Consider the following 21030-nt stretch of genomic DNA (forward strand, 5'->3'; position numbering starts at 1 on the left):
TTGACCGGTCGGTCACGGAAATGCCGGGGCGTGGGCTCCGGGGACGATCGTTCCCGCCCGGCGCCCGCTAGGAAGCCGAACGCCCGGCCAGTTCCGCGGCGCGGCGCAGGGTTGCGCTCGGTGCCTCGCCGAAGGCCGACCGGTAGTCCGTGGCGAAGCGGCCGAGATGGATGTGGCCGGTCGCGAAGGCGACCGCACCGACGCCGCCCTCCGCGGCTCCGCTGCCAAGATGGAACCGGGCGAGCGCCAGCCGCCGCCGGCGCCAATATTGCAGCGGGCTGGTCCCGAACCGGCCGCGGAAGGCGAGTTGCAGCGAGCGCACCGAGCAGCCGGCAGCCCCCGCCACGTCGGCGATCGTGAAGTCGCCGGCGAGATTGGCGTCGATGAAGCCGCAGGCGCGGCGCAGCTGGCGCGACGACGGCGGCGTCCCCGCGGCCGCCATGGCGTGCTCGATGATGCTCGGCTGCCCGTTCAGCAAGGCCGCCATCAGCCCCTCTTCGATCAGCCGCTGCCGGGTGGCGTCGCGCGAGGCCGTGAAGGCCTGCCCGGCTTCCGCCGCCGCGAAGCAGGCCAGCACCAGGGTGCGGAAATGCGCCGTCGCCGGATGGTCGAAGCGCAATTCGGGCTCGAACAGGATCGGCGCCGAGAGATGATGCCCGGTCAGGCTCTCCGCGACGCGGGTCAGCGCGGCGCGGTCGATGCGCACCAGGAGCTTCGCGCAGGTCTCCGACCAGCGCATGCGGGTATGCAGCGTCGGGTTGAGTATCGTCCCCTGTCCCGGCGCGACCGTCACCGAACGGCCGCCGTTGCGGACATCCGCGCTGCCGACCACCGGGATCTGGATCAGGTAGAAGCTCGACAATTCGCCCGGCTCGATCGTCACCGCCGCGCCGTAGCGCAGATAGTTGAGCGACACATCCCGGCCCGGGGCATGGTTGTGGATCGCGTCGAGCCGGGTTGCCGGACGGTCCAGATCGAGACGATGCGGACAGAAGGCGCGCGCCACAAAGTCGCGTGCTTCGTCCAGGGCCTCGGACTGGAACAGTCGCAGGGCGCCGAGGCGCTCCCTTGACGACATGGCGTGGCCATGCGGCATATCCGGAAGTTTACGTGGGCTGAGCCGGCTTTCAACCCGAATTGCTTTGATCTTGAAATTTTCGCTTTCCGGATAACGCCCCGCTCCGACCGGCGGCATGCTCTTGCGGGCGGGCCAGTCGGCTCGCCGCCGGGAGCGGAGGATGGTCCCGGTCTTGCGTCGGTTTCATCGGGCGGAGGGGCTCATGGTCGCGCAGAAGAATGTCGCCGTGATCGGCGCCGGTGTCAGCGGCATCGCCGCCGCCAAGGCCTTCGCGGCGCGCGGGCACAAGGTGACGGGTTTCGAGGCCGGAGAGGTCTTCGGCGGGGTCTGGGACCCGGCCAAGTCCTATCCGGGCGTGCAGACGCAGTCGCCGAAGGAACTCTATCGCTTCACCGACATGGCCATGCCGGACGCCTATCCGGAATGGCCGACGGGGCCGCAGGTGCAAGCCTATCTGGACGGCTACGCGCGCCACCACGGCCTCGGAGCGCTGTTCCACTTCCGCACCCGCGTTGACGCGATCGACCGTCGTCCGGACGGGCGCGCCGGCTGGCGCCTGTCGGTGACCGGCCCGGAAGGCGCCACGACCGAGGATTTCGATTTCGTCGCCGTCGCGGTCGGCAACTTTTCCGAAAAACACATGCCGACCTTCGGCGGCGAGGACATTTTTCGCGCGGCCGGCGGCCGCCTGCTGCATTCCTCCGACTATCGCGACCCGGCCCAGATCCGCGGGCGGCGGGTCGTGGTGCTCGGCGCCTCGAAATCGGCCACCGACATCGCCGTCAACGCCGCCCGCAACGGCGCGGCGGCGGTGACGCTGGTCTGCCGCGAGGCGGTCTGGCGGGTGCCCTATTTCGTCGGCGGCATCAATTTCAAGCGGCTGCTCTACATGCGCGCCCAGGAAATGCAGTTCAACGGCTGGGGCCGGACTCGGGCGCAGAAGCTCGTCCAGGCCCTGACCGCGCCGCTGGTCTGGGCCAATTTCCGCGGCCTGGAGACGCTCCTCAAACTGCAGCTGGGCTTGCGCCGCTGGGACATGGTGCCGGACGTGCCGATCGAGAAGGACGTGTCCTGCTCGATCCCGATCGTGACGCCCGGCATGTTCGAGGCCTTCCACAGCGGCGCGATCCGGCCGGTCCGCGGCAGCTTCGAAGGCTATGCCGAGACGGGCCCGCGGCTGACCGGCGGTGAGACGCTCCGCGCCGATGTCGTCATCCTGGCGACCGGCTGGAAGGGCAGCCTGCCCTTCCTCGGCGAGCCCTGGCGCTCGCGGCTGATCGATCCGGACGGGCTCTACCGGCTGCATCGTTTCGCGGTCAATCCGGACCTGCCGGACCTCGGCTTCGTCGGCTTCAATTCGAGCTTCTGCACGGTGCTGACCTCCGAAATGCTGGCCGAATGGCTGGTGCGCTTCGCCGACGGCCAGTTGGCGCGCCAGCCCAGCCCCGCGGCGATGGCCGCCGATATCGAGACGATGCTGCAGTGGCGCCGGGAGGAGCGTCCGGCTGCGCGCAAATATGGGGGCTTGTGCGTCGCCCCGTTCCACTTCAAGCATTTCGACGAGCTTCTGGCCGACATCGGTGCGCGGCTGCGGACGCGCGCCAACCCCTTCGCCGAGTATTTCTCCTTCCCGGATGCGCCGTCCTTCGGACGATATCTCGCCTCGGCGCCGCAATACCGGGCGGAATGATCCCATCACCAGGCCCGCAGAGGCCGCCACCAGGAGGGTACCGCATGAGCGATCTGGAAAAGGGCATCACGCGCAGCGGCGAAGGCTATGCCGGCACGCAGTGGAACATCCTCGGCCAGCTCTATTTCCCGAAGGCCAGCTGCGAGTCGACCTTCGCCTTCGAGACCAACAGCGATCCGGGTCAGTTCGTGCCGGTCCACATCCATCCGACCCAGGACGAATTCATCCTGGTGCAGGAAGGCGTCCTCGACCTGAAGCTCGACGGCGTCTGGACCCAGGCCAAGGCCGGCGACCTGGTGCGCATGCCGCGCGGCATCCCGCATGGCTATTTCAACAAGTCCGACAAGCCGGCGCGTGCGCTTTTCTGGGTCTCTCCGGCCGGCAAGCTGGAAGATCTGTTCATCGCTCTCAACGACCTGACCGACGTGGCCGAGGTGATCCGCCTCTCCGCCGAGCACGAGGTCGACTTCCTGCCGCCGGAAGCCAGCGCCTGATCCCCGCCACCGCGGACACGAGAAAAGCCGGGACGACCGCGTCGTCCCGGCCGGACACCGCCATCAGGCGAGCGCGAGCACACCGCCGCGGCAGGGATGCGGCACGCCGGTCGTGCCGGGATAGCTGAGCGGCAGTCCCTCGAGGTGGCGCACCGCCAGGAAGGCGAAGGCCTGCGCCTCCAGGAAGTCGGTCGACCAGCCGATCTCGGTCGCCGCCACGACGCGGGCCTGCGCGCGCTGGCCGATCATCGCCAACAGGGTCGGATTGCGCGCGCCGCCACCGGCGACGACCAGCGTCTCCGGCCGGCGCGGCACGACCGCCAGCGCCTTGGCGACGGTCGCGGCCGTGAAGGCGGTCAGCGTCGCCGCGCCGTCCTCGGTCGACAATCCGGCGACGGGTTCGCGCGAAAAGGCGTTGCGATCGAGCGACTTCGGCGGGGTGGCCGCGAAATAGGGATCATCCATCAGGCGATCGAGCGCCGCCGTGTCGACGCGGCCCGAGGCGGCCAGGCGCCCGTCCTGGTCGAGCGTGCGGCCGGTCTTCTCCAGGCACCAGTCGTCGATCAGCGCATTGGCCGGGCCGGTGTCGAAGGCGATCAGGTCGTCGGCGCCGGTGCCGGCCCCGCCGATCCAGGTCAGGTTGCCGACGCCGCCGAGATTGAGCACGCCGACCGGCCAGTCGAGACCGGCCCGCGCAGCCAGCGCCGCATGATAGACCGGCACCAGCGGCGCCCCCTGCCCGCCCGCCGCAACGTCGGCGGCCCGGAAATCATAGACCACCGGCACCGCGCAATGCCGCGCCAGCGCCAACCCGTCGCCGATCTGCACCGTCAGCCGGCGCGAAGGATCGTGGAACACGGTCTGGCCGTGGAAGCCGACCACCGAGACCGAATTGCGATCGAAGCCTTCCTGGGCGAAGAAGCGCGCCAGCGCATCGGCATGCGCCTCGGTCACCACCCGCTCGGCCTCCGCCAGGACCGACGGCCGCTCGACCCGGTCGCGCAGGCCCGGGCCGGCGGCCAGCGCCGCGCGCAACAGCCGGCGCTCGGCCTCCGTATAGGGCCGGAACAGGGTCGGGCCGAAATCGCCGACCACGACCCCGTCGGTCTCGATCGCGGCCACGTCGACCCCGTCCATCGAGGTGCCGCTCATCATGCCGACGGCAAGTCGCAGGTCGCTCACGTCGTTCGCCCGTTCACGTCTGGCCTCACCGGGTGAATTCCCCCGCATTCGGTGCTATGGACCCGTCTCCGCCGCGCCGTCCCGTCATGGTCGCGCCGCAGGTCCACAGGGTTCACGCATCATGACCGGTTTCAAGTCCGACTTCCTCCGGGTTCTCTCCGAACGCGGCTTCATCCACCAGATCTCCGATCCGGAAGGGCTGGATGCGGCTTTCGCCAAGGGACCGGTGACGGGCTATATCGGCTTCGATGCGACGGCGACCAGCCTCCATGCTGGCTCGCTGATCCAGATCATGCTGCTCCACTGGATGCAGCAGACCGGCAACCGCCCGATCGCGCTGATGGGCGGCGGCACCACCATGATCGGCGACCCGTCCTTCAAGGACGAGGCGCGCAAGCTCCTCACCGTCGAGGACATCGAGCACAACCTCACCGGCATCCGGCAGGTCTTCGCCAAGTTCCTGCGCTTCGGCGCCGGCCCGACCGACGCGCTGATGATCAACAACGCCGATTGGCTGTTGAAGCTCAACTATCTGGAATTCCTGCGCGATGTCGGGCGGCACTTCTCGGTCAACCGCATGCTGAGCTTCGATTCGGTCAAGCTCCGGCTCGACCGCGAGCAGTCGCTGTCCTTCCTCGAATTCAACTACATGATCCTGCAGGGCTACGACTTCGTCGAGCTGAACCGGCGCACCGGCTGCATCCTGCAGATGGGCGGCTCCGACCAGTGGGGCAACATCGTCAACGGCATCGATCTCGGCCACCGCATGGACGGCGTGCAGCTCTACGCGCTGACCTCGCCGCTCTTGACCACCTCGTCGGGCGCCAAGATGGGCAAGACGGCCTCCGGCGCGGTCTGGCTCAACGCCGACCTGCTTTCGCCCTACGACTACTGGCAGTATTGGCGCAACACCGAGGACGCCGATGTCGAGCGCTTCCTGAAGCTCTACACGACCCTGCCGATGGCCGAGATCGCCCGCCTCGCCGCGCTCGGCGGCGCGGAGATCAACGAAGCCAAGAAGGTGCTGGCGACCGAGGTCACCGCGCTGGTCCACGGCCTGGCCGCGGCGCATGAGGCGGCCGAAACGGCGCGCAAGACCTTCGAGGAGGGCGCGCTCTCGGCCAACCTGCCGACGATCGACATCCCGGCCGACGAACTCGCCGCCGGCATCGGCGTCCTCGCCGCCTTCGTCCGCGCCGGCCTCGCCGCCTCCAACGGCGAAGTCCGCCGCCTCCTCTCCGGCGGCGGCGTCCGCGTCAACGACCAGCCCGTCACCGACGACAAGGCCCGCCTGACCCCGGCCGACCTGACCCCGGAAGGCGTCGTCAAGTTGTCTCTCGGCAAGAAGAAGCACATCCTCGTCCGCCCGGTCTGAGCGACTGACTGAACGGCCGTCCGGCGGTATAGCCGCCGGACGGGAAGCAGAGGCTGTGCTCCACGATTGCGAGCCCGACAAAACTTGACGCGCCGCTGTCGTAAGCGGAACGTTCAGGGATATGTCGGCGCCTGAATACCGGGGACATCAGTATTCACAATGATTAAGGTCTATTTATATTTCACTATTGGGTCATCGGACAAAGATCCATCGATGCTGTCGGAAATTTTGGAAGCGGAACCGACAGGTATCGTCCTAAAATCCCGCCCTTCGCCGCCCGCACGGGTTAATCTATGGAGAATTGACACGGGGGAAATTATCAACTCCTTGGATATCAGAGATCATTGGAAATGCCTCGAGGAAATGATTGGCGATAAAGCAAAAGTTATAGAGAAATTGACAGAAGAATGGGTTGTTAAGTTAGATATTGTTGTCGAGACCCGATCCGGTGAGTTTCCGGACATTCACATTCCCGGTGCATTGCTGAAGTTTGTGAGCGATTCTCGAACTATACTAGATATTTGCGAATACGACATTTCGAGTGACTAACAGTCCGTTTGAAAGCTGACGAATGATCATTTCTGCGGATGAGAAGACCGCCCGTGGTGCCACAAACGTGGCCATGGAGACGTTGGTGCGGCATTCGACAACCCGGTGCCCCCGGGGCCGTCCCATGTCTTTCAAGAACGCAGCAGTCCCACAAGCGCTTCACGCAGGGACAGCAGCGCCGGTCGGGCGAGCGATCCGGAAGCCCGCGTCCCAAGTCTCCCCATTGAAACTTCCGTTCCTGCCCCCGCTCGCGCCATTCAAAGCCGCGAACTCTGCTGAGGCCGGCAAGAGCCCCGGTCTCTTTCGCGCGCCGGTCGTGCGGGCTACAGTCGGATTGCGATCCATGCGGCCGCCCGACAGCATCCGCTTGCGCGCTTCGGCGTGACGGCGGCCGGCCCTAGCGGCGTGGGTCGGTCGGCGCCGGACGGTCGCCGCCGCGCCTCGGATGCCCTGCCGACGGGAGGGAAGCCATGCATCTGACCTTCGACCAATCGGCCGACCTGGCGCGTCTCTTCTCGCTGCTGCACGAGGAGGACGAGGAGCGGACGATCCGGCTCAAGGTCGGCGAGCTTTTGCTGCGGCTGACCGGGTCAGACTATTTCGCCTCCTTCGTCTGGGACGAGGCGAACCGGCGCTTCGCCCGGCGCCTGCAGATCGGCATGGACGACGCCAATCTCGACCGCTACGACCGGTATTTCCAGTATCGCGATCCGATCACCCCGGCCTTGAAGCAGCGCGCCGCGCCGACCCTGGTCTCGGCGATCATGCCGCGTGCCGACTTCGTCCGGACCGAGTTCTTCACCGACTTCCTGGCCCGCGACGGCCTCTCCTATGGCGTCAACATGTATTGCGTCGACGGGGAGCACCATGTCGGCGACCTGCGCCTGTGGCGGGCGAGCCGCCGCGGCGATTTCGACACCGACACGGTCGACCTGCTGACGCTGATCCGCCCGGCCCTGTCGCGCGCCCTCGCCAAGGCGCGCGACCGCACCAGCCCGCCCGGTGTGCCCGCGATCCGGCTTTCGGCCCGGCAGCAGGCGATCGCACGGCTGGTCGCTGCCGGCGCCTCCGACAAGGAGATCGGCCGCCGGCTCGGCATCGCGCCGACCACCGTGCGCAGCCATGTCGACCAGCTCAAGGAGCGGCTCGGCGTCGCCCGCCGCGCCGCGATCGGTGCCGCGCTGGCGGAGGCCGGTCTGGCCGAGGGCGGCGGGACGGCGGCGTCCAAGGGCTGAGGCCGCCGTCCGGCCTGTCGTATAATCACGATCGCCGGATCACGATCGTCGGATCACTTCGGCGGCGCGAGCGTGCCGAAGATCGCCTCGATGGCCTGGCCGAGCGCCAGCAGGCGGCGGTCGGAACCGGCCGGGCCGTCCAGTTCGAGGCCGACTGGCATCCGGCTCGAAGCCGTCAGTCCGATCGGCAGGGTCAGCCCCGGCAGCCCGGCATTGCTGCCCGGATCGGTGTTGCGGATGAAGGTCAGGAAGACATCGAGCGCGCTCGTCTCCGGCCCCGCCGTCAGGGCGACCTTCGGCACGGTCGGGAAGATCAGCGCGTCGAGCCGTTTGTCCGCGAAGGCCTTGGCGTAATAGGCGATCAGCGCCGGCCGGCCGGTCGCGATGGCGGCCTCGTAGATCGGCTTGGCGTCGACCAGCCCGTTCGGGCCGGGCAGCTTGCGCGGGATGACCAGCCCGTCATAGGTGCCCTTCACGTCCGGGCTCTTGATGGCCGCCGCCACGCTCGCCACCGTCACGCCCGGCGCGTAACGGGCGAGATAGGCGACGAGATCGTCATGGGCCTCGTAGAGCGCGACCGGAAAGCTGACCGCCTGGTTGAGTGGGGCGAGATCCTTCAGATCGACGCGGACGAGTTCGACGCCGGCCGCCTCAAGTCGCCCCAGCGCGGCCTTGAAGACCGCGTCGGTCTCCGCATCGAGGCCCGCCGTCATGGCCGCATCGACGCCGAGCCGGACGCCCTTCAGCTCGGCCTTGCCGATGGCCGGTGCGCCGGTCACGACGCGGTCGATGAGTTCGAGGTCGGCGACGCTGGCGGCGATCGGGCCGACCGTGTCGCGGGTATGCGAGATCGGCACGACGCCGTCCTGGGCATAGCGCAGCAGGGTCGGGCGCAGGCCCGCGACGCCGTTGATGGCGGCCGGCAGGCGCACGGAGCCGCCGGTGTCGGTGCCGAGCCCGGCCGAGACCGCGCCGGCGCCGACCAGCGCGCCGGTGCCGCTCGACGAGCCGCCGGCCATGCGGGTCGGATCATAGGCCGCGCGCACGCCCACCTGGGGCCCCGTCTGGTAGGTCGGGTTGTAGCCGGAAATGCCGAAGGCCAATTCGTGCATGTTGGTGGTCGCGACCGGGATCGCTCCGGCGGCGACGAGCCTGTCCACCACCGGTGCGTTGGCGGTGGAGATCACTCCGGCGAGGGCGGGCGTGCCGGCCGCCGCCGGCAGGCCGGCGATCTGGATGTTGTCCTTGACCACGAAGGGGATGCCGGCCAGCGCCCCGAGCGGCTTGCCCTCCGCTCGCGCCTTGTCGACGGCCTTGGCGGCCGCCAGCGCCCGCGCGGCATCGAGCCGGGCGACGGCATTGAGCGGGGCCGCCTTCTCGATCCGCTGCAGCGCCGCGCCGACCGCCTGCTCGGCCGTCGTCCGGCCCGCCGCGATCTCGGCGGCGAGATCGACCGTGGTCTGCCGACGCTCGTCGGCCCCGGCCGCCGAAGCGGACCCGGCGACGAGCGCCAGCGCGAATATGCGGCGATGGAATCCTGACATCACGGAAATGCCCTCCTCTGGACCGATCCGGCCATTGGAGCGCTGCCGCATCCACCCCGCCATCCTCAAGAATGAGGAGGGCCGGCGGATCAGGGCGAGGCGGCCAGTTCGGAGACCGACCGCCCGGGCCGGCCGCTTCGGCGTTCCGACGCCGCGCCCTGGGGACGGCTTGAGGACAACTGCAATCCGGCCTGTGGATAAACTCTGGACAACCGGTCCCGCCCCACCCCGCAGGGAAATTCCCGGGACTTCAGAAAAGCACGATCTTCCGACTTTCCCGAAGGGGAAAAGGAACAGCCGCCGCGGCGAATGACCGAGCCGGCGATCCGCTGCCACCGCCTGTGGACGGCGTGTGGAAAACAGCGACCGCGGTTGTGGACAAACCCTGGAAACCGGTCCCGCCCCGGCCCCAGCGATCCTCAATGCGAACGACAGACCGCCGCCGTCTCCCCGATCGGGAGACGGACAAGGCAGGGCGGGATCGGAGGCAATGGGCGTGGCCGGCAGGCCGCGCCGCTCACTTCGGGCAGCGTGCCGACGTTTCCGTGACCGTGCGGATCCAGGCGTCGGGCAGTTCGGTCAAAGTGGCGATGTCGGGATCCTTGACGGTCTTCAGGAAGCGCTCGGCGGCGCAGGTGCAGGAATCGACCAGCTTGCCCTTGTCGACGCCCTCGCGCCCGTTCAATCCATAGATGCAGTAGTCGGCGAGAGACCGGCGGACCAGATCGCGGGTGACGGGCTTCTCGGGGATGCCCTCGGCGATCGCGGGCGCGAGGGGCGCAAGGAGCAGGACGGCGGCGACGGCGAAACGGCTGCAGGCGGCGAGACGGGACGACATGCACGGACTCCGGCAACGGCCACACCCCCCGCGGGCCGCATCATGGAAACAGTTTCGCCGCGCCAGTCTCCGCAGCCGATGACATGAGCGGGGCCGGACGAGGTCGAATTCGGCGATCGATCGCCTGACGGACCGACACAATCGGCTACAGGCCGGCTCCGTCTAATCCAAGCATGCGCCATCCCTCAAGGGGCCGGCGGCGATTTCTGCGACGTAGCGTCATAGCGCGACCTTTCTGCCGCCATTTCCGCCTGCCAGCTTTTCAGCAAGACGGAACGCCGGGCCGGGTAGCGCAGGTCGAGTTCGGTCATCCGTTCGATGCGGTCGGCGCGGAAGTGCCGGAACCCCTGGCGCAACTCGCACCACGCGACGACCATCCGTGACGCCTCCATGTAGCCGACCGCGATCGGCCAGATGATGCGCTCGGAGGGACGGTCCTGGAGATCGCGATAGGCGATCTCGAGCTTGCGCCCCGCGCGCAGGGCGCGACGCACGACGGCGAGGTCGATCCGGTCGTGCAGCGGCTCGCGATAGTTCGGCGCGAACACCGACGCGTCCGCGAAGACCGGCTTCAGGGCCGGGGGCAGGACGGCGAGGATCTTCGCGGTCGCGTCCTCGGCGGCGCGGACCAGGCCCGGATCGCCGCGCTCGCGCACGAAGCGGGCGCCGAGCATCAGGGCTTCCAGTTCGTCGGCGGTGAACATCAGGGGCGGCAGGTCGAAGCCCGGATCGAGCACATAGCCGATGCCGGCCTCGCCGCGCACGGGAACGCCGGTCGCCTGCAGGTCGATCACGTCGCGATAGACGGTGCGCACCGAGACGGTGAATTCGCGCGCGATGGCGTCCGCCGTCACCGGGTGGCGGTGCCGGCGCAGCATCTGCACCATGGCGAGGAGGCGTTCGGTGCGGTTCATGGCCGATGCGGGGCCTTCAGGCTGCGCGAATCCAGACCTTGTTGTCGTGGAAGGCGGCGCCGCCGAAGGGGGCGACCGGATCGGCGCCGGTCAGGGTGTTGATCCCCTCCCCGCCTTCGAAGGCGGCGTTGGGCTGGATGCCCTCGGTCACCAGGACGCCCTGTTGCACGCCATCGAAGAGCTTGAGCGCGAGCACGACCTCGCCGCGCGGATTGCCGAGGCGGACGCGGGCGCCGGCGGCAAGGCCGAGCCGGGCCGCGTCGTCGGGATGCATCAGCACGGCCGGGGCGCCCTCGCGCTTCCGGCCCGAGGGGGTCTCGGCGAAGGTCGAGTTCAAATAGCTGCGCGCCGGCGGCGTCACCAGGCGGAACGGATGGGCTTCGTCGGCCGCCTCGATCACGGCCCAGTGGTCGGGCAGCGCCGGCAGGTCGCCATACGGCCCCATCGGCCCGTCGTTCGGCGCCTTGACGCGCGTCCAGTCCGGCTTGAAGCGGAACTTGCCGTCCGGATGGCCGAAACCGTCGAGATAGTGAGCGCGCTCGAAGGCCGGCTGGCAGTCGATGAAGCGCTTCTCCTCCAGTTCGGCCAGCGTGCCCCAGCCGGAATGACGGAGCAGCCAGTCGATATGCTCGCGCGGGCTCATGCGGAAGCCGCGATGCTCGAAGCCGAGCCGGCGGGCCAGTTCGACATGGACGAAGTGGTTCTCGCGCGCCTCGCCGGGTGCCTCGACCAGCTTCGGGCCGAGCAGGATGAACTGGTGGCCGCCGCCGCGGTAGATGTCGTCATGCTCCAGGAACATGGTCGCCGGCAGGACCACGTCGGCCATGCGGGCGGTATCGGTCATGAACTGCTCGTGGACGGCGACGAACAGATCCTCGCGCGCGAAGCCCTGGCGGACCAGGCGCTGCTCGGGGGCGACATTCACCGGGTTGGTGTTCTGGACCAGCATGGCGGTGACCGGCGGGCCGCCGCGCAGGGCCTGCGGATCGCCGGTCAGGATGGCGCCGATGCGCGACTGATCGAGATTGCGGATCGAGCGGTCCTTGATGTCGGCGCCCTCGATCAGCGTCTTGTCGAGCTGGTAGATGGCGCCGTTGTTGTGGAAGGCGCCGCCGCCTTCGTATTGCCAGAGCCCCGCCACGGTGGCGATCGAGGCGGCGGCATGCATGGCGACGACGCCGTTGCGCTGCCGGGCGAAGCCATAGCCGAGGCGCAGGAAGGTGCGCTTGGTGGTGCCGATGGCATGCGCGAAGGCCTCGATCTCGGCGACCGAAAGCCCCGTGATGGCGGCGGCCCATTCCGGCGTGCGGGTGGCGAGATGGGCCTCCAACTCGGCCGGCACGTCGGAATACCGGGCTAGATAGGCGCGATCGGCGAGATTGTCGCGGAACAGGACGTGCATCACCGCGCAGGCGAGCGCGCCGTCGGTGCCGGGGCGGAGGAGCAGCGCCATGTCGGCCTGCTCCATGGTCGCGTTGCGGTAGACGTCGACGACCGCGATCTTGGCGCCGCGCTCCTTGCGGGCCCGGATGGCGTGGGTCATCACGTTGACCTGGGTGGCGACCGCATTGGTGCCCCAGATGACCACGAAATCGGACTTCGCCATCTCGCGCGGGTCGGGCCCGGCGAGCCGCCCGGTGCCGGCGATGTAGCCGGTCCAGGCCATGTTGGTGCAGATGGTATCGAACTGGTTGGAATAGCGCCCGGCATGGCGCAGCCGGTGGATGCCGTCGCGCTGCACCAGGCCCATCGTGCCGGCATAATAGTAGGGCCAGACCGCCTCGGAGCCGTGCTGCGCGGTCGCCGCCACGAAGGCCTCTGCGATCCGGTCGAGCGCCTCGTCCCAGCTGGCGGTCCGGAACTGGCCCGAGCCCTTCGGGCCGGTGCGGACGAGCGGCGTGGTCAGCCGGTCGGGATGGTGGATGCGCTCGGCATAGCGGGCGACCTTGGCGCAGATGACGCCGGCCGTGTAGTCCATGTCCTCGGAGCCGCGCACGCGCCCGATGGTGCGCTCGTCGATCAACTCGACATCGAGCGCGCAGGTCGACGGGCAATCATGCGGACAGGCCGAGTGGCCGATGCGGACGGGGACGGGACGGTTCATGACGCCTCCGGTCGGATGAGCCCGCCAGTCTAGGCGATGGCTCCGCCGCATCAACCGGCAATGTTCCGCCGCAACCGCAACCCTGCCCGACCGCGCGCACGGACCGTCAGACGGCCGGCCCGAAAGCCCGCCGTCTCAGTCCGTGCCGCCCGGCTCGTCCTCGTCTTGGCTGCCGACCAGGAGGCGGCGCGGCGGCAGGGTCGGGCCCTCCTGGCGGATCGCGACCGGCGGGGGCTCGGCCGGCGGCAGGGCGGCGCGGCGATAGAGATCGGCCAGCACCGGCTTCAGTTCGGCTGCCAGATCCTCGGCGATCAGCCCCGGCCCGGCCCGGCGCCCGCATTCGCCATGCAGCCAGACCGCGGCCGCGGCGGCCTCGTAGCCGGGCAGTCCGCGCGCCAGCAGGCCGCCCGCGATCCCGGCGAGCACGTCGCCGGACCCGGCGGTAGCCAGATCCGGCGGCGCATTGTCGTTGATCGCGGCCCGGCCGTCGGGTGCCGCCACCACCGTATCGGTGCCCTTGAGGACGACGATCGCGCCCGACCGGCGCGCCGCGGCCACGGCCCGTTCGGTCTTCGGCCGGTCGCCGACCGCCCGTTCGGCGAGATCGGGGAAGAGCCGCGCGAACTCGCCCTCATGCGGCGTCAGGATGACCGGTGCGGGTCGCCCGCGGACGCGGTCGAACAGGGTCTCGGGAGCGTCGGCGAAACTGGTCAGCGCGTCGGCATCGAGCACCAGCCCGGCGCGGCCGGCGAGCGCGGCTGCGACCAGAGCCCGCGTCCCCTCCCCGACCCCGGCGGCCGGACCGAGCACCACGGCATTGCGCCGCGGATCGGCCAGAAGCGCGGCGAAGCCGGCCGCATCGGCGAAGGCCTCGATCATCACGGCGGTCAGGTGCGTGGCGGCGATGGCCGCAGCCGCCTCCGGGGCGACCAGCGTCACCAGTCCCGCCCCCGCCCTGAGCGCCGCCTCCGCGGACAGCCGTGCCGCCCCGGTCCGCAGCGCCGGGCCGCTCAGCACCAGCGCATGGCCGCGCGAATATTTGTGATCGCCGAGCCGCGGCGCCGGCAACCGGTCGAGCCAGAGCGCCGGGCAATTCTGGCGGAGCGCCGGGCCGATCTCGCGCAGCGTCCAGTCCGGAATGCCGATATCGGCCGTGATCACCGTGCCGCAATGGGCCCGGCCCGGCATCAGTAGGTGGCCCGGCTTGCGGCGGAAGAAGGTGACGGTGGTCTGGGCGTGGAGCGCCGCGCCGCAGACCGCGCCCGTCCGACCGTCGATGCCCGACGGCAGGTCGACCGCCACGACCGGCCTGCCCGACCGGTCGACCGCCTCGACCACGCGGCGCGCCTCGCCCTCGAGCGTCCGCGCCAGGCCGGCCCCGAACAGCGCATCGACGACGACGCCGGCCTGCGCCAGCATGGGAACCACTCCATCCCCGTCGAGCGGTTCCGTCGCGCCGCGCCAGGCCGCGGCCGCCAGGGCGGCATCGCCGGAAAGACGCGAACGATCGCCGAGCAGGGCGAGCCGGACGGCATAGCCGCGCTCGGCCAGGATGCGCGCCGCCACGAAGCCGTCGCCGCCATTGTTGCCCGGACCGCACAGAACCAGCACGCGCGTGCCGAGCACATGCCGGAACGCGGTCGCATCCGCGACGGCACGGCCGGCCCGCTCCATCAGCCGGATGCCGGGCGTGCCGGCATCGATCGTCAGACGGTCGGCGCGGCTCATCTCGGCCGGGGTCAGAAGTTCGTTCATGGCTGCCGATGGAACCGGATTTCATCGTTGGAAGCAACGATGTCACGGCACGATCCCGGCCCGGCCCGGCCGGCCGCTACCTGCGATGCGCGGCCAGGAAGGCGCCGGCGCGCTCGATCGCATCCCGGCGCGCGGCCGGATCGGTGCCGGTATGGGCCGATCCGGTGCCGCTGCCGGTGAAGGCGAGGCCGGCCGCCGAATGGATCTTGAGATCCGGATGGTCGAAATCGTGATAGGCGCCCGGATAGGTGACCAGCGTCACGTGGCCGGGATCGCCGGCCGCCAGCCTCCGGCAGGGCTCGGCCGGCGTCCAGTCGTCGGCCTCGCCGATCAGGATCAGGAGATCGGTGCGGCTCTTCCAGGTGCCCCGCTCGGCCTGCACCCGGCAGCCCGGATAGAAGGCGATCGCCGCCCGGAAATCAGGCGATCCGGCGGCGCGGGCGGCCGAACCGACCGCATTGAGGACCGTGCTGCCGCCATTCGACCAGCCGAGCAGGAAGATGGCGTCGCGGCGCACGTCCGCGCGCCCGGCGAGATGGTCGAGAACGGTCATGGCATCGCCGATGCGCTCGCGCCCGGCCCGGGCGACCCGGTCGGAGGTGCGACACTGGCTGCCGGAGGCGCCGCGCGAGCCGAAGCTGTCGGGCATCACGACCCGATATCCGGCGGCCGACAGGCGTTCGCCCCAATCGGCGTGGCGCGCGCTGACGCGGCCCTTGCGGTCATAGAGCCCCGAACAGCCGTGCAGGGCGATCACGGCCGGATGCGGGCCGGGTCCGGCCGGCGACCAGACGTGCGCCCGCAGGGCCGGGCCGGAGGCGCCCGCCGGAATGGTCATTTCCACGCCGGTCGTTTCGGCGGCACGGCCAGTCGAGCCCAAACCGAGCAGCAAGACGGCCGCGGCGAGAATCCCCGATATCCGATGGCGGCCCATGGCGCCCTGCTCCCTGTTCTTGCCGGACCGGGCGAGCGTCCGACCCGAACGCGCCGACAATGCGGCCCGGCGCGGGCCGTTGCCCGCCAGCGACACGAAGTCGCGCCCGCAGCACGGCGGCGGCCTATCGTTGCGCCTTGTCCTTTCGCCTTGTCGCGTTCTCCGGACCGTTTTCCCGAGGGCCCGCCCGCGGCTTCGACAAAGATGGCAGGTCGTATGGAATGAGGGCAGCAGGAATGGCGCCTTTTTGTGCAATTGCACATTCCATTGGCGATTGCCCGAACGGTATCGGCTTTGCAAAATGACCTGTGGCCCGCGGGACATTGATTTCCCGGCTTTCGCGGGAACACGGTTTCCAATGGCACGCGGCGTGCTAATGACGGGCGCGGGGCCGGTTCAAACCGGTCCCTCTCACATCTTCGGAGTGTCGGAGGCAATGAAGAAGATCGAGGCGATCATCAAGCCCTTCAAATTGGACGAGGTGAAGGAGGCCCTCCAGGAGGTCGGCCTTCAGGGCATCACCGTCACGGAGGCGAAGGGTTTCGGCCGGCAGAAAGGCCATACGGAACTCTACCGCGGCGCGGAGTACGTGGTGGATTTCCTGCCGAAGGTGAAGGTCGAGATCGTGCTTCCCGACGAGATGGTCGAGAAGGCGGTCGACGCGATCCGAAAGGCCGCCCAGACCGGACGTATCGGCGACGGCAAGATCTTCGTCTCCAATGTCGAAGAGGCCGTCCGCATCCGTACCGGTGAGACCGGGCTGGACGCGATCTAGTCACCCGCCTGGAAAACCCCGCCGAATTCCCGCCCAACGGCCGGATGTCAAAGGACCCGGCCACAGCCCTGAGAAGTCAAGAAAGGGAACCGTCCCATGAAGACCGCTAAGGACGTCATGAAGTTCATCAAGGAAAACGACGTGAAATACGTCGATTTCCGGTTCACTGACCCGCGGGGCAAGTGGCAGCATGTGACCTTTGACGTCACCATGGTCGATGAAGAGATCTTCGCCGAAGGCACCGCCTTCGACGGCTCGTCGATCGCCGGCTGGAAGGCCATCAACGAATCCGACATGATGCTCATGCCGGATCCGGAAACGGCCACCATTGATCCGTTCTTCGCCCAGACCACCCTGTCGATCGTCTGCGACATTCTCGAGCCGTCGACCGGCGAGCGCTACAACCGCGATCCGCGCGGCATCGCCAAGAAGGCCGAAGCCTACATGAAGTCGCTCGGCGTGGGCGACACCATCTATGTCGGTCCGGAAGCCGAGTTCTTCATCTTCTCCGACGTGAAGTACTCGACCTCCCCCTACAAGACCGGCTTCCAGGTCGACGATCCGGAACTGCCGATCAACACCGACACCGACTATGACGGCGGCAACCTCGGCCATCACGTCAAGACCAAGGGCGGCTACTTCCCGGTTCCGCCGATCGACTCCTGCCAGGACATCCGCGGCGAAATGCTCGCCATGATGGCCAAGATGGGCGTCACCGTCGAGAAGCATCACCACGAAGTCGCCTCCGCTCAGCACGAGCTGGGCATGAAGTTCAACTCGCTCACGCTGATGGGCGACCAGATGCAGATCTACAAGTACTGCATCCATCAGGTCGCGCAGGCCTACGGCAAGACCGCGACCTTCATGCCGAAGCCGATCTTCGGCGACAACGGCTCGGGCATGCACGTGCACCAGTCGATCTGGAAGGGCGGCAAGCCGGTATTCGCCGGCAACCAGTATGCCGACCTTTCCGAGACCTGCCTCTACTATATCGGCGGCATCCTGAAGCACGCCAAGGCGCTGAACGCCTTCACCAACCCGTCGACCAACTCCTACAAGCGTCTGGTCCCGGGCTATGAAGCGCCGGTTCTGCTGGCCTACTCGGCCCGCAACCGTTCGGCCTCCTGCCGCATCCCCTACACCACGTCGCCGAAGGCCAAGCGCGTCGAGATCCGCTTCCCCGATCCGACCGCCAACCCCTATCTGGCCTTCGCCGCCCTGCTGATGGCCGGCCTCGACGGCATCAACAACAAGATCCATCCCGGCCAGGCGATGGACAAGAACCTCTACGATCTGCCGCCGAAGGAGCTCAAGAAGATCCCGACCGTGTGCGGCTCGCTGCGCGAAGCCCTCGAAAGCCTGAAGAAGGACCACGCCTTCCTCACCGCCGGCGGCGTGTTCGATGCGGACTTCATCGAGAGCTACATCGAGCTCAAGTGGGAAGAGCTGATGCGCTACGAGATGACCCCGCATCCGGTCGAGTACGAGATGTACTACAGCGTCTGATCCCAACGGATCGGTCGAGATGGAGGGGCGCCCGCAACGGCGCCCCTTTTTTCGTCTCCAGCCCACATCGACGATCGACCGCCGGCACCCGGCGGACGCGCGGTCCGGGGTTCCCCAACAATGCAGGACCGCACCCCGGGTCGCCGGAATCGGTCCAGGCGGCCGACGAGCTGCCGACCCGGACGGGTCCCGCCTGGCCGAACGACCGGCCACGCCCGCGAACGCGGTCACGCAAACCCTTTCGAGGCCCCGAGACCGGCTCGGGACGGAGACGGTCCGGCCGCCCCCCGCGCTCATCCCCGTACCCGCAAGCCCGATCGCCTCGGGCGCCTGCGACGATCGGCGCCGCGCGGGCGGGAAGTCTTCCCGGCCCGCCGCAATTGCCGCGCAGACCGGCCACCGCCAGACTGGCCCGGCAACGACAAGGCGGCGCGACCGCCGGGGAGGACACGACGATGCCGGAATTCTACGGCGAGGCGCAGCGCGCCCTGCAAGATCGCTTCGACACCCGCCGCCTGGCCGACCGGCTGACCGCGGCCATCGTCCACGACACCATCCTGGACGACGAAAAGGCCTTCATCGAATCCCGCGACATGGTCTTCGTCTCGACCGTCGGCCCCGACGGCCAGCCGACCGTTTCCTACAAGGGCGGCGCCCCGGGCTTCGTCCGTGTGCTCGACGAGCGCACGGTCGCCCTGCCGAGCTACGACGGCAACGGCATGTTCCTGACCATGGGCAACATCGCGGCGACCGCCAAGGTCGGGCTGCTGTTCATCGATTTCGAGCACCCGCACCGGATCCGCCTGCATGGCGAGGCACGCATCGCGGCGGACGATCCGCTCGTCGGGACCTGGCCGGGCGCCGACCTGGTGGTGCGGATCGCGGTCACCAATCTCTTCGTCAACTGCCCGCGCTATATCCACCCCCATGCCCGGAGCGGCCGATCGCGCTTCGTGCCGGCGGCCGACGGGACGGCGCCGTCGCCGGCCTGGAAGCGCATCGACGCGATCCAGGACGCGCTGCCGGCCCGCGACGCCGACGTGGCGGCAAAGTCCGGCGGCGTGATCACCATGGAGGATTACGGCCGCATCCTGCAGGAGGGCGGCGCCTGACGGCCGCGGCCGATCCGCCTGCGGTCATGCTCAAGCCCGTCCGCCCTCGGTCGCCCGCTCCCGCCGACCGCCCTTCGGCCGCCGGACGGATGGTTGTCCGGCGGACGGCTGCGCGACGGATGGCTGTGCATCGGCCGCCGTCCGCGGGTTACAGCATCGGCAGCCCCCGGCCGCGCGGCCCCCGCGGGAAGGCGGCGTCGAGCCGGGCAATGTCGTCCGGCGGCAGCACGAGATCGCCGGCGCCGGCATTGTCTTCCGCATGAGCGCGGCGCGAGGCCTTCGGGATGGCGAAGACCGCGGGCTCGCGCGTCAGGAAGGCCAGCGCCACCTGGCGGGGTGTCGCGCCGTGCCGGCCCGCGATCTCGGCCAGGACACGGCCGCCGCGCGACGCCGCGTTCGGAAAGCCGGGCGATCCGAACGGCGTATAGGCCGTGACCGCGACGCCGTTGGCGGCGCACCACGGGATGACCGCATGCTCGATCGCCCGCTCCTCCAGGTGATAGAGCACCTGGTTGCAGGCGATGCGGCCCGGACCGGCGATCGAAAGCGCCTCATCGAGGTCGTCGACATCGAAGTTCGAGACGCCCCAGGACAGGATCTTGCCGGCCGCGATCAGGTCCTCGAAGGCGCCGATGGTCTCCGCGAGCGGCACGGACCCGCGCCAATGCAGCAGGTAGCAGTCGAGCCGGTCGGTCTTCAGCCGGCGCAGCGACCGCTCGCAGGCCGCCTTGGTGCCCTGGAGCGAGGCATTGTGCGGCAGCACCTTGGTGACCAGATAGACCGCATCGCGCCGGCCCGCGATGGCCTCGGCCACCAGCGGCTCGGCCTCGCCATACATCTCGGCAGTATCGATATGGCTCATGCCGAGGTCGAGCCCGCGCCGCAGCGCCGCGACCGCCTCCGCCCGCTCGTCGCCGTCGAGCTTCCACGTCCCCTGCCCGATGGCCGCGACGCTCGCGCCGCCCGCCCCGAATGGCTTCGTCCGCATGCCTGAATTCTCCCTACGTCCGGACCCGTTCCGATCGCCCCCTGGGGTCGACCGGCACGGGTCCTCTATGTCTTCACGGCGGCAAGGCCCAATGGAACCGCCGCCCGGATCCGGCCGAGATGCCGCACGCCCCAGCGCCCGTGCGACGCCTGGGCTCGACGGCCGGCTCTTGACCGCCATGGCCGCGCCGATCGGCAGCGTTTCGGTCGCCAACTTGTCGGCGTTGAACGGCCCGCTATCCTGCCACTCCGACGATCCTGCGCCGCAACGCAGGACCCCTTCTGGAGCCGCCATGTCGCACGATGTCATGCCGAACGCCGCCCTGTCGAACGCCACGGCATTGAACGCCAACGACGTGATCGCCTTCTGGCTCGAGGCCGGACCGGAGCTCTGGTTCGGTGGCGGGCCGGGCTTCGATGCCCGCTGTCGCGCGGCCTTCCTGAGCGCCTGGCAGGACGCCCGCGTGGGCCGGCTTGATCGCTGGGCCGAGACGCCCGACGGTGCGCTGGCGCTCGTCCTCCTGCTCGACCAGATGCCGCGCAACATGTTCCGCGGCACGGCCGACGCCTATGCGACCGATCCGGCCGCCCGGCGGACCGCCCACCGGGCGATCGAACGCCGCTTCGACCGCGCCTTCCCGCCCGAACTCGCCCGCTTCTTCGCCCTCCCCTTCATGCATTCCGAAGATCCGGCCGACCAGGCCCTGTCCGTCTTCCTGGCCGAAGGCCTCGGCGGCGACGCCCCGCGCTGGGCACGCCACCATGCCGAAATCGTCGCGCGGTTCGGCCGCTTTCCCCACCGCAACGCCATCCTGGGCCGCCTGAGCCGCCCCGACGAACACGCCTACCTGGCCGATCCGGACGCCTTCCGCGGTTGACCCGCCCCAGGCCCGTCGCACGGACGCCGACCGAGGAGCGCACGCCCGTCCGTCCCGACGGCCTTTCGGCAAGCTCCCAG

General features: G+C 69.2%; 18 protein-coding genes. 9 read left to right on the forward strand and 9 right to left on the reverse strand.

The genetic code is table 11. The features are described 5' to 3' along the window. Window positions 1-67: 67 nt before the first annotated feature. Entirely contained in the window at window positions 68-1078 is a 1011-nt protein-coding gene (locus KL771_RS00555; protein WP_261966625.1) for an AraC family transcriptional regulator, read from the reverse strand. A gap of 202 nt (window positions 1079-1280) precedes the next feature. Here KL771_RS00555 and KL771_RS00560 point away from each other — a divergent pair, with 202 nt between their 5' ends. Together KL771_RS00560 and KL771_RS00565 are read left to right on the forward strand one after the other, a co-directional pair. Then, entirely contained in the window at window positions 1281-2768 is a 1488-nt protein-coding gene (locus KL771_RS00560) for a flavin-containing monooxygenase (protein ID WP_261966626.1), read from the forward strand. A 44-nt stretch (window positions 2769-2812) separates the two neighbouring features. Continuing rightward, the gene (locus tag KL771_RS00565; RefSeq protein ID WP_261966627.1) at window positions 2813-3262 is read left to right on the forward strand and encodes a cupin domain-containing protein; all 450 of its coding nucleotides are present in this window, start codon (window positions 2813-2815) and stop codon (window positions 3260-3262) included. A gap of 63 nt (window positions 3263-3325) precedes the next feature. Here KL771_RS00565 and KL771_RS00570 read toward each other — a convergent pair whose 3' ends face one another. Continuing rightward, on the reverse strand, window positions 3326-4435 hold the full coding sequence (locus KL771_RS00570) for an anhydro-N-acetylmuramic acid kinase (protein WP_261967069.1): 1110 nt from the start codon (window positions 4433-4435) through the stop codon (window positions 3326-3328). 130 nt (window positions 4436-4565) lie between these two features. Between KL771_RS00570 and tyrS the strand changes: the two genes are divergently transcribed. From tyrS to KL771_RS00580, 3 genes are all read left to right on the forward strand, one after another. Beyond that, window positions 4566-5819 (forward strand): tyrosine--tRNA ligase, encoded by a 1254-nt coding sequence (tyrS, locus tag KL771_RS00575; protein WP_261966628.1) that lies wholly within the window; start codon window positions 4566-4568, stop codon window positions 5817-5819. Window positions 5820-5978: 159 nt separating this feature from the next. Continuing rightward, complete coding sequence (locus KL771_RS28340; RefSeq protein WP_390866499.1) at window positions 5979-6368, forward strand: DUF4279 domain-containing protein; 390 nt, start codon at window positions 5979-5981, stop codon at window positions 6366-6368. Between the two features lie 470 nt (window positions 6369-6838). Further along, entirely contained in the window at window positions 6839-7603 is a 765-nt protein-coding gene (locus KL771_RS00580; protein ID WP_261966629.1) for a helix-turn-helix transcriptional regulator, read from the forward strand. A 53-nt stretch (window positions 7604-7656) separates the two neighbouring features. Here KL771_RS00580 and iaaH read toward each other — a convergent pair whose 3' ends face one another. From iaaH to KL771_RS00610, 6 genes are all read right to left on the reverse strand, one after another. Further along, a complete protein-coding gene (gene iaaH / locus KL771_RS00585) occupies window positions 7657-9147 on the reverse strand; it encodes an indoleacetamide hydrolase (RefSeq protein WP_261967070.1) in 1491 nt (496 codons plus the stop codon). A gap of 517 nt (window positions 9148-9664) precedes the next feature. After that, on the reverse strand, window positions 9665-9985 hold the full coding sequence (locus KL771_RS00590) for a hypothetical protein (protein WP_261966630.1): 321 nt from the start codon (window positions 9983-9985) through the stop codon (window positions 9665-9667). 185 nt (window positions 9986-10170) lie between these two features. Further along, window positions 10171-10899, reverse strand: coding sequence for a helix-turn-helix transcriptional regulator (locus KL771_RS00595; RefSeq protein ID WP_261966631.1), 729 nt, complete (start codon window positions 10897-10899; stop codon window positions 10171-10173). 16 nt (window positions 10900-10915) lie between these two features. Beyond that, complete coding sequence (locus tag KL771_RS00600; RefSeq protein WP_261966632.1) at window positions 10916-13003, reverse strand: molybdopterin-dependent oxidoreductase; 2088 nt, start codon at window positions 13001-13003, stop codon at window positions 10916-10918. Between the two features lie 135 nt (window positions 13004-13138). Beyond that, window positions 13139-14758, reverse strand: a complete 1620-nt coding sequence (locus KL771_RS00605) for an NAD(P)H-hydrate dehydratase (protein WP_261966633.1) — start codon at window positions 14756-14758, stop codon at window positions 13139-13141. A 76-nt stretch (window positions 14759-14834) separates the two neighbouring features. Beyond that, window positions 14835-15596 (reverse strand): dienelactone hydrolase family protein, encoded by a 762-nt coding sequence (locus tag KL771_RS00610; protein ID WP_261966634.1) that lies wholly within the window; start codon window positions 15594-15596, stop codon window positions 14835-14837. 532 nt (window positions 15597-16128) lie between these two features. Here KL771_RS00610 and KL771_RS00615 point away from each other — a divergent pair. The 3 genes from KL771_RS00615 (at window position 16129) to KL771_RS00625 (ending at window position 19085) form a co-directional block, all read left to right on the forward strand. Continuing rightward, the gene (locus KL771_RS00615) at window positions 16129-16467 is read left to right on the forward strand and encodes a P-II family nitrogen regulator (RefSeq protein ID WP_054357029.1); all 339 of its coding nucleotides are present in this window, start codon (window positions 16129-16131) and stop codon (window positions 16465-16467) included. 96 nt (window positions 16468-16563) lie between these two features. Further along, on the forward strand, window positions 16564-17973 hold the full coding sequence (gene glnA, locus KL771_RS00620) for a type I glutamate--ammonia ligase (RefSeq protein WP_054357028.1): 1410 nt from the start codon (window positions 16564-16566) through the stop codon (window positions 17971-17973). Window positions 17974-18428: 455 nt separating this feature from the next. Then, window positions 18429-19085 carry a pyridoxamine 5'-phosphate oxidase family protein gene (locus KL771_RS00625; RefSeq protein ID WP_261966635.1) on the forward strand — a complete coding sequence of 219 codons (657 nt, stop codon included), beginning with the start codon at window positions 18429-18431 and terminating at the stop codon, window positions 19083-19085. 148 nt (window positions 19086-19233) lie between these two features. On the opposite strand, the gene KL771_RS00630 is transcribed toward KL771_RS00625, so the two are convergent. Beyond that, on the reverse strand, window positions 19234-20073 hold the full coding sequence (locus KL771_RS00630) for an aldo/keto reductase (RefSeq protein ID WP_261966636.1): 840 nt from the start codon (window positions 20071-20073) through the stop codon (window positions 19234-19236). 292 nt (window positions 20074-20365) lie between these two features. Here KL771_RS00630 and KL771_RS00635 point away from each other — a divergent pair, with 292 nt between their 5' ends. Then, entirely contained in the window at window positions 20366-20950 is a 585-nt protein-coding gene (locus tag KL771_RS00635) for a DUF924 family protein (RefSeq protein ID WP_261966637.1), read from the forward strand. Window positions 20951-21030 lie beyond the last annotated feature (80 nt).

The sequence above is a fragment of the Prosthecodimorpha staleyi genome, assembly GCF_018729455.1.
Lineage (GTDB): Bacteria > Pseudomonadota > Alphaproteobacteria > Rhizobiales > Ancalomicrobiaceae > Prosthecodimorpha > Prosthecodimorpha staleyi.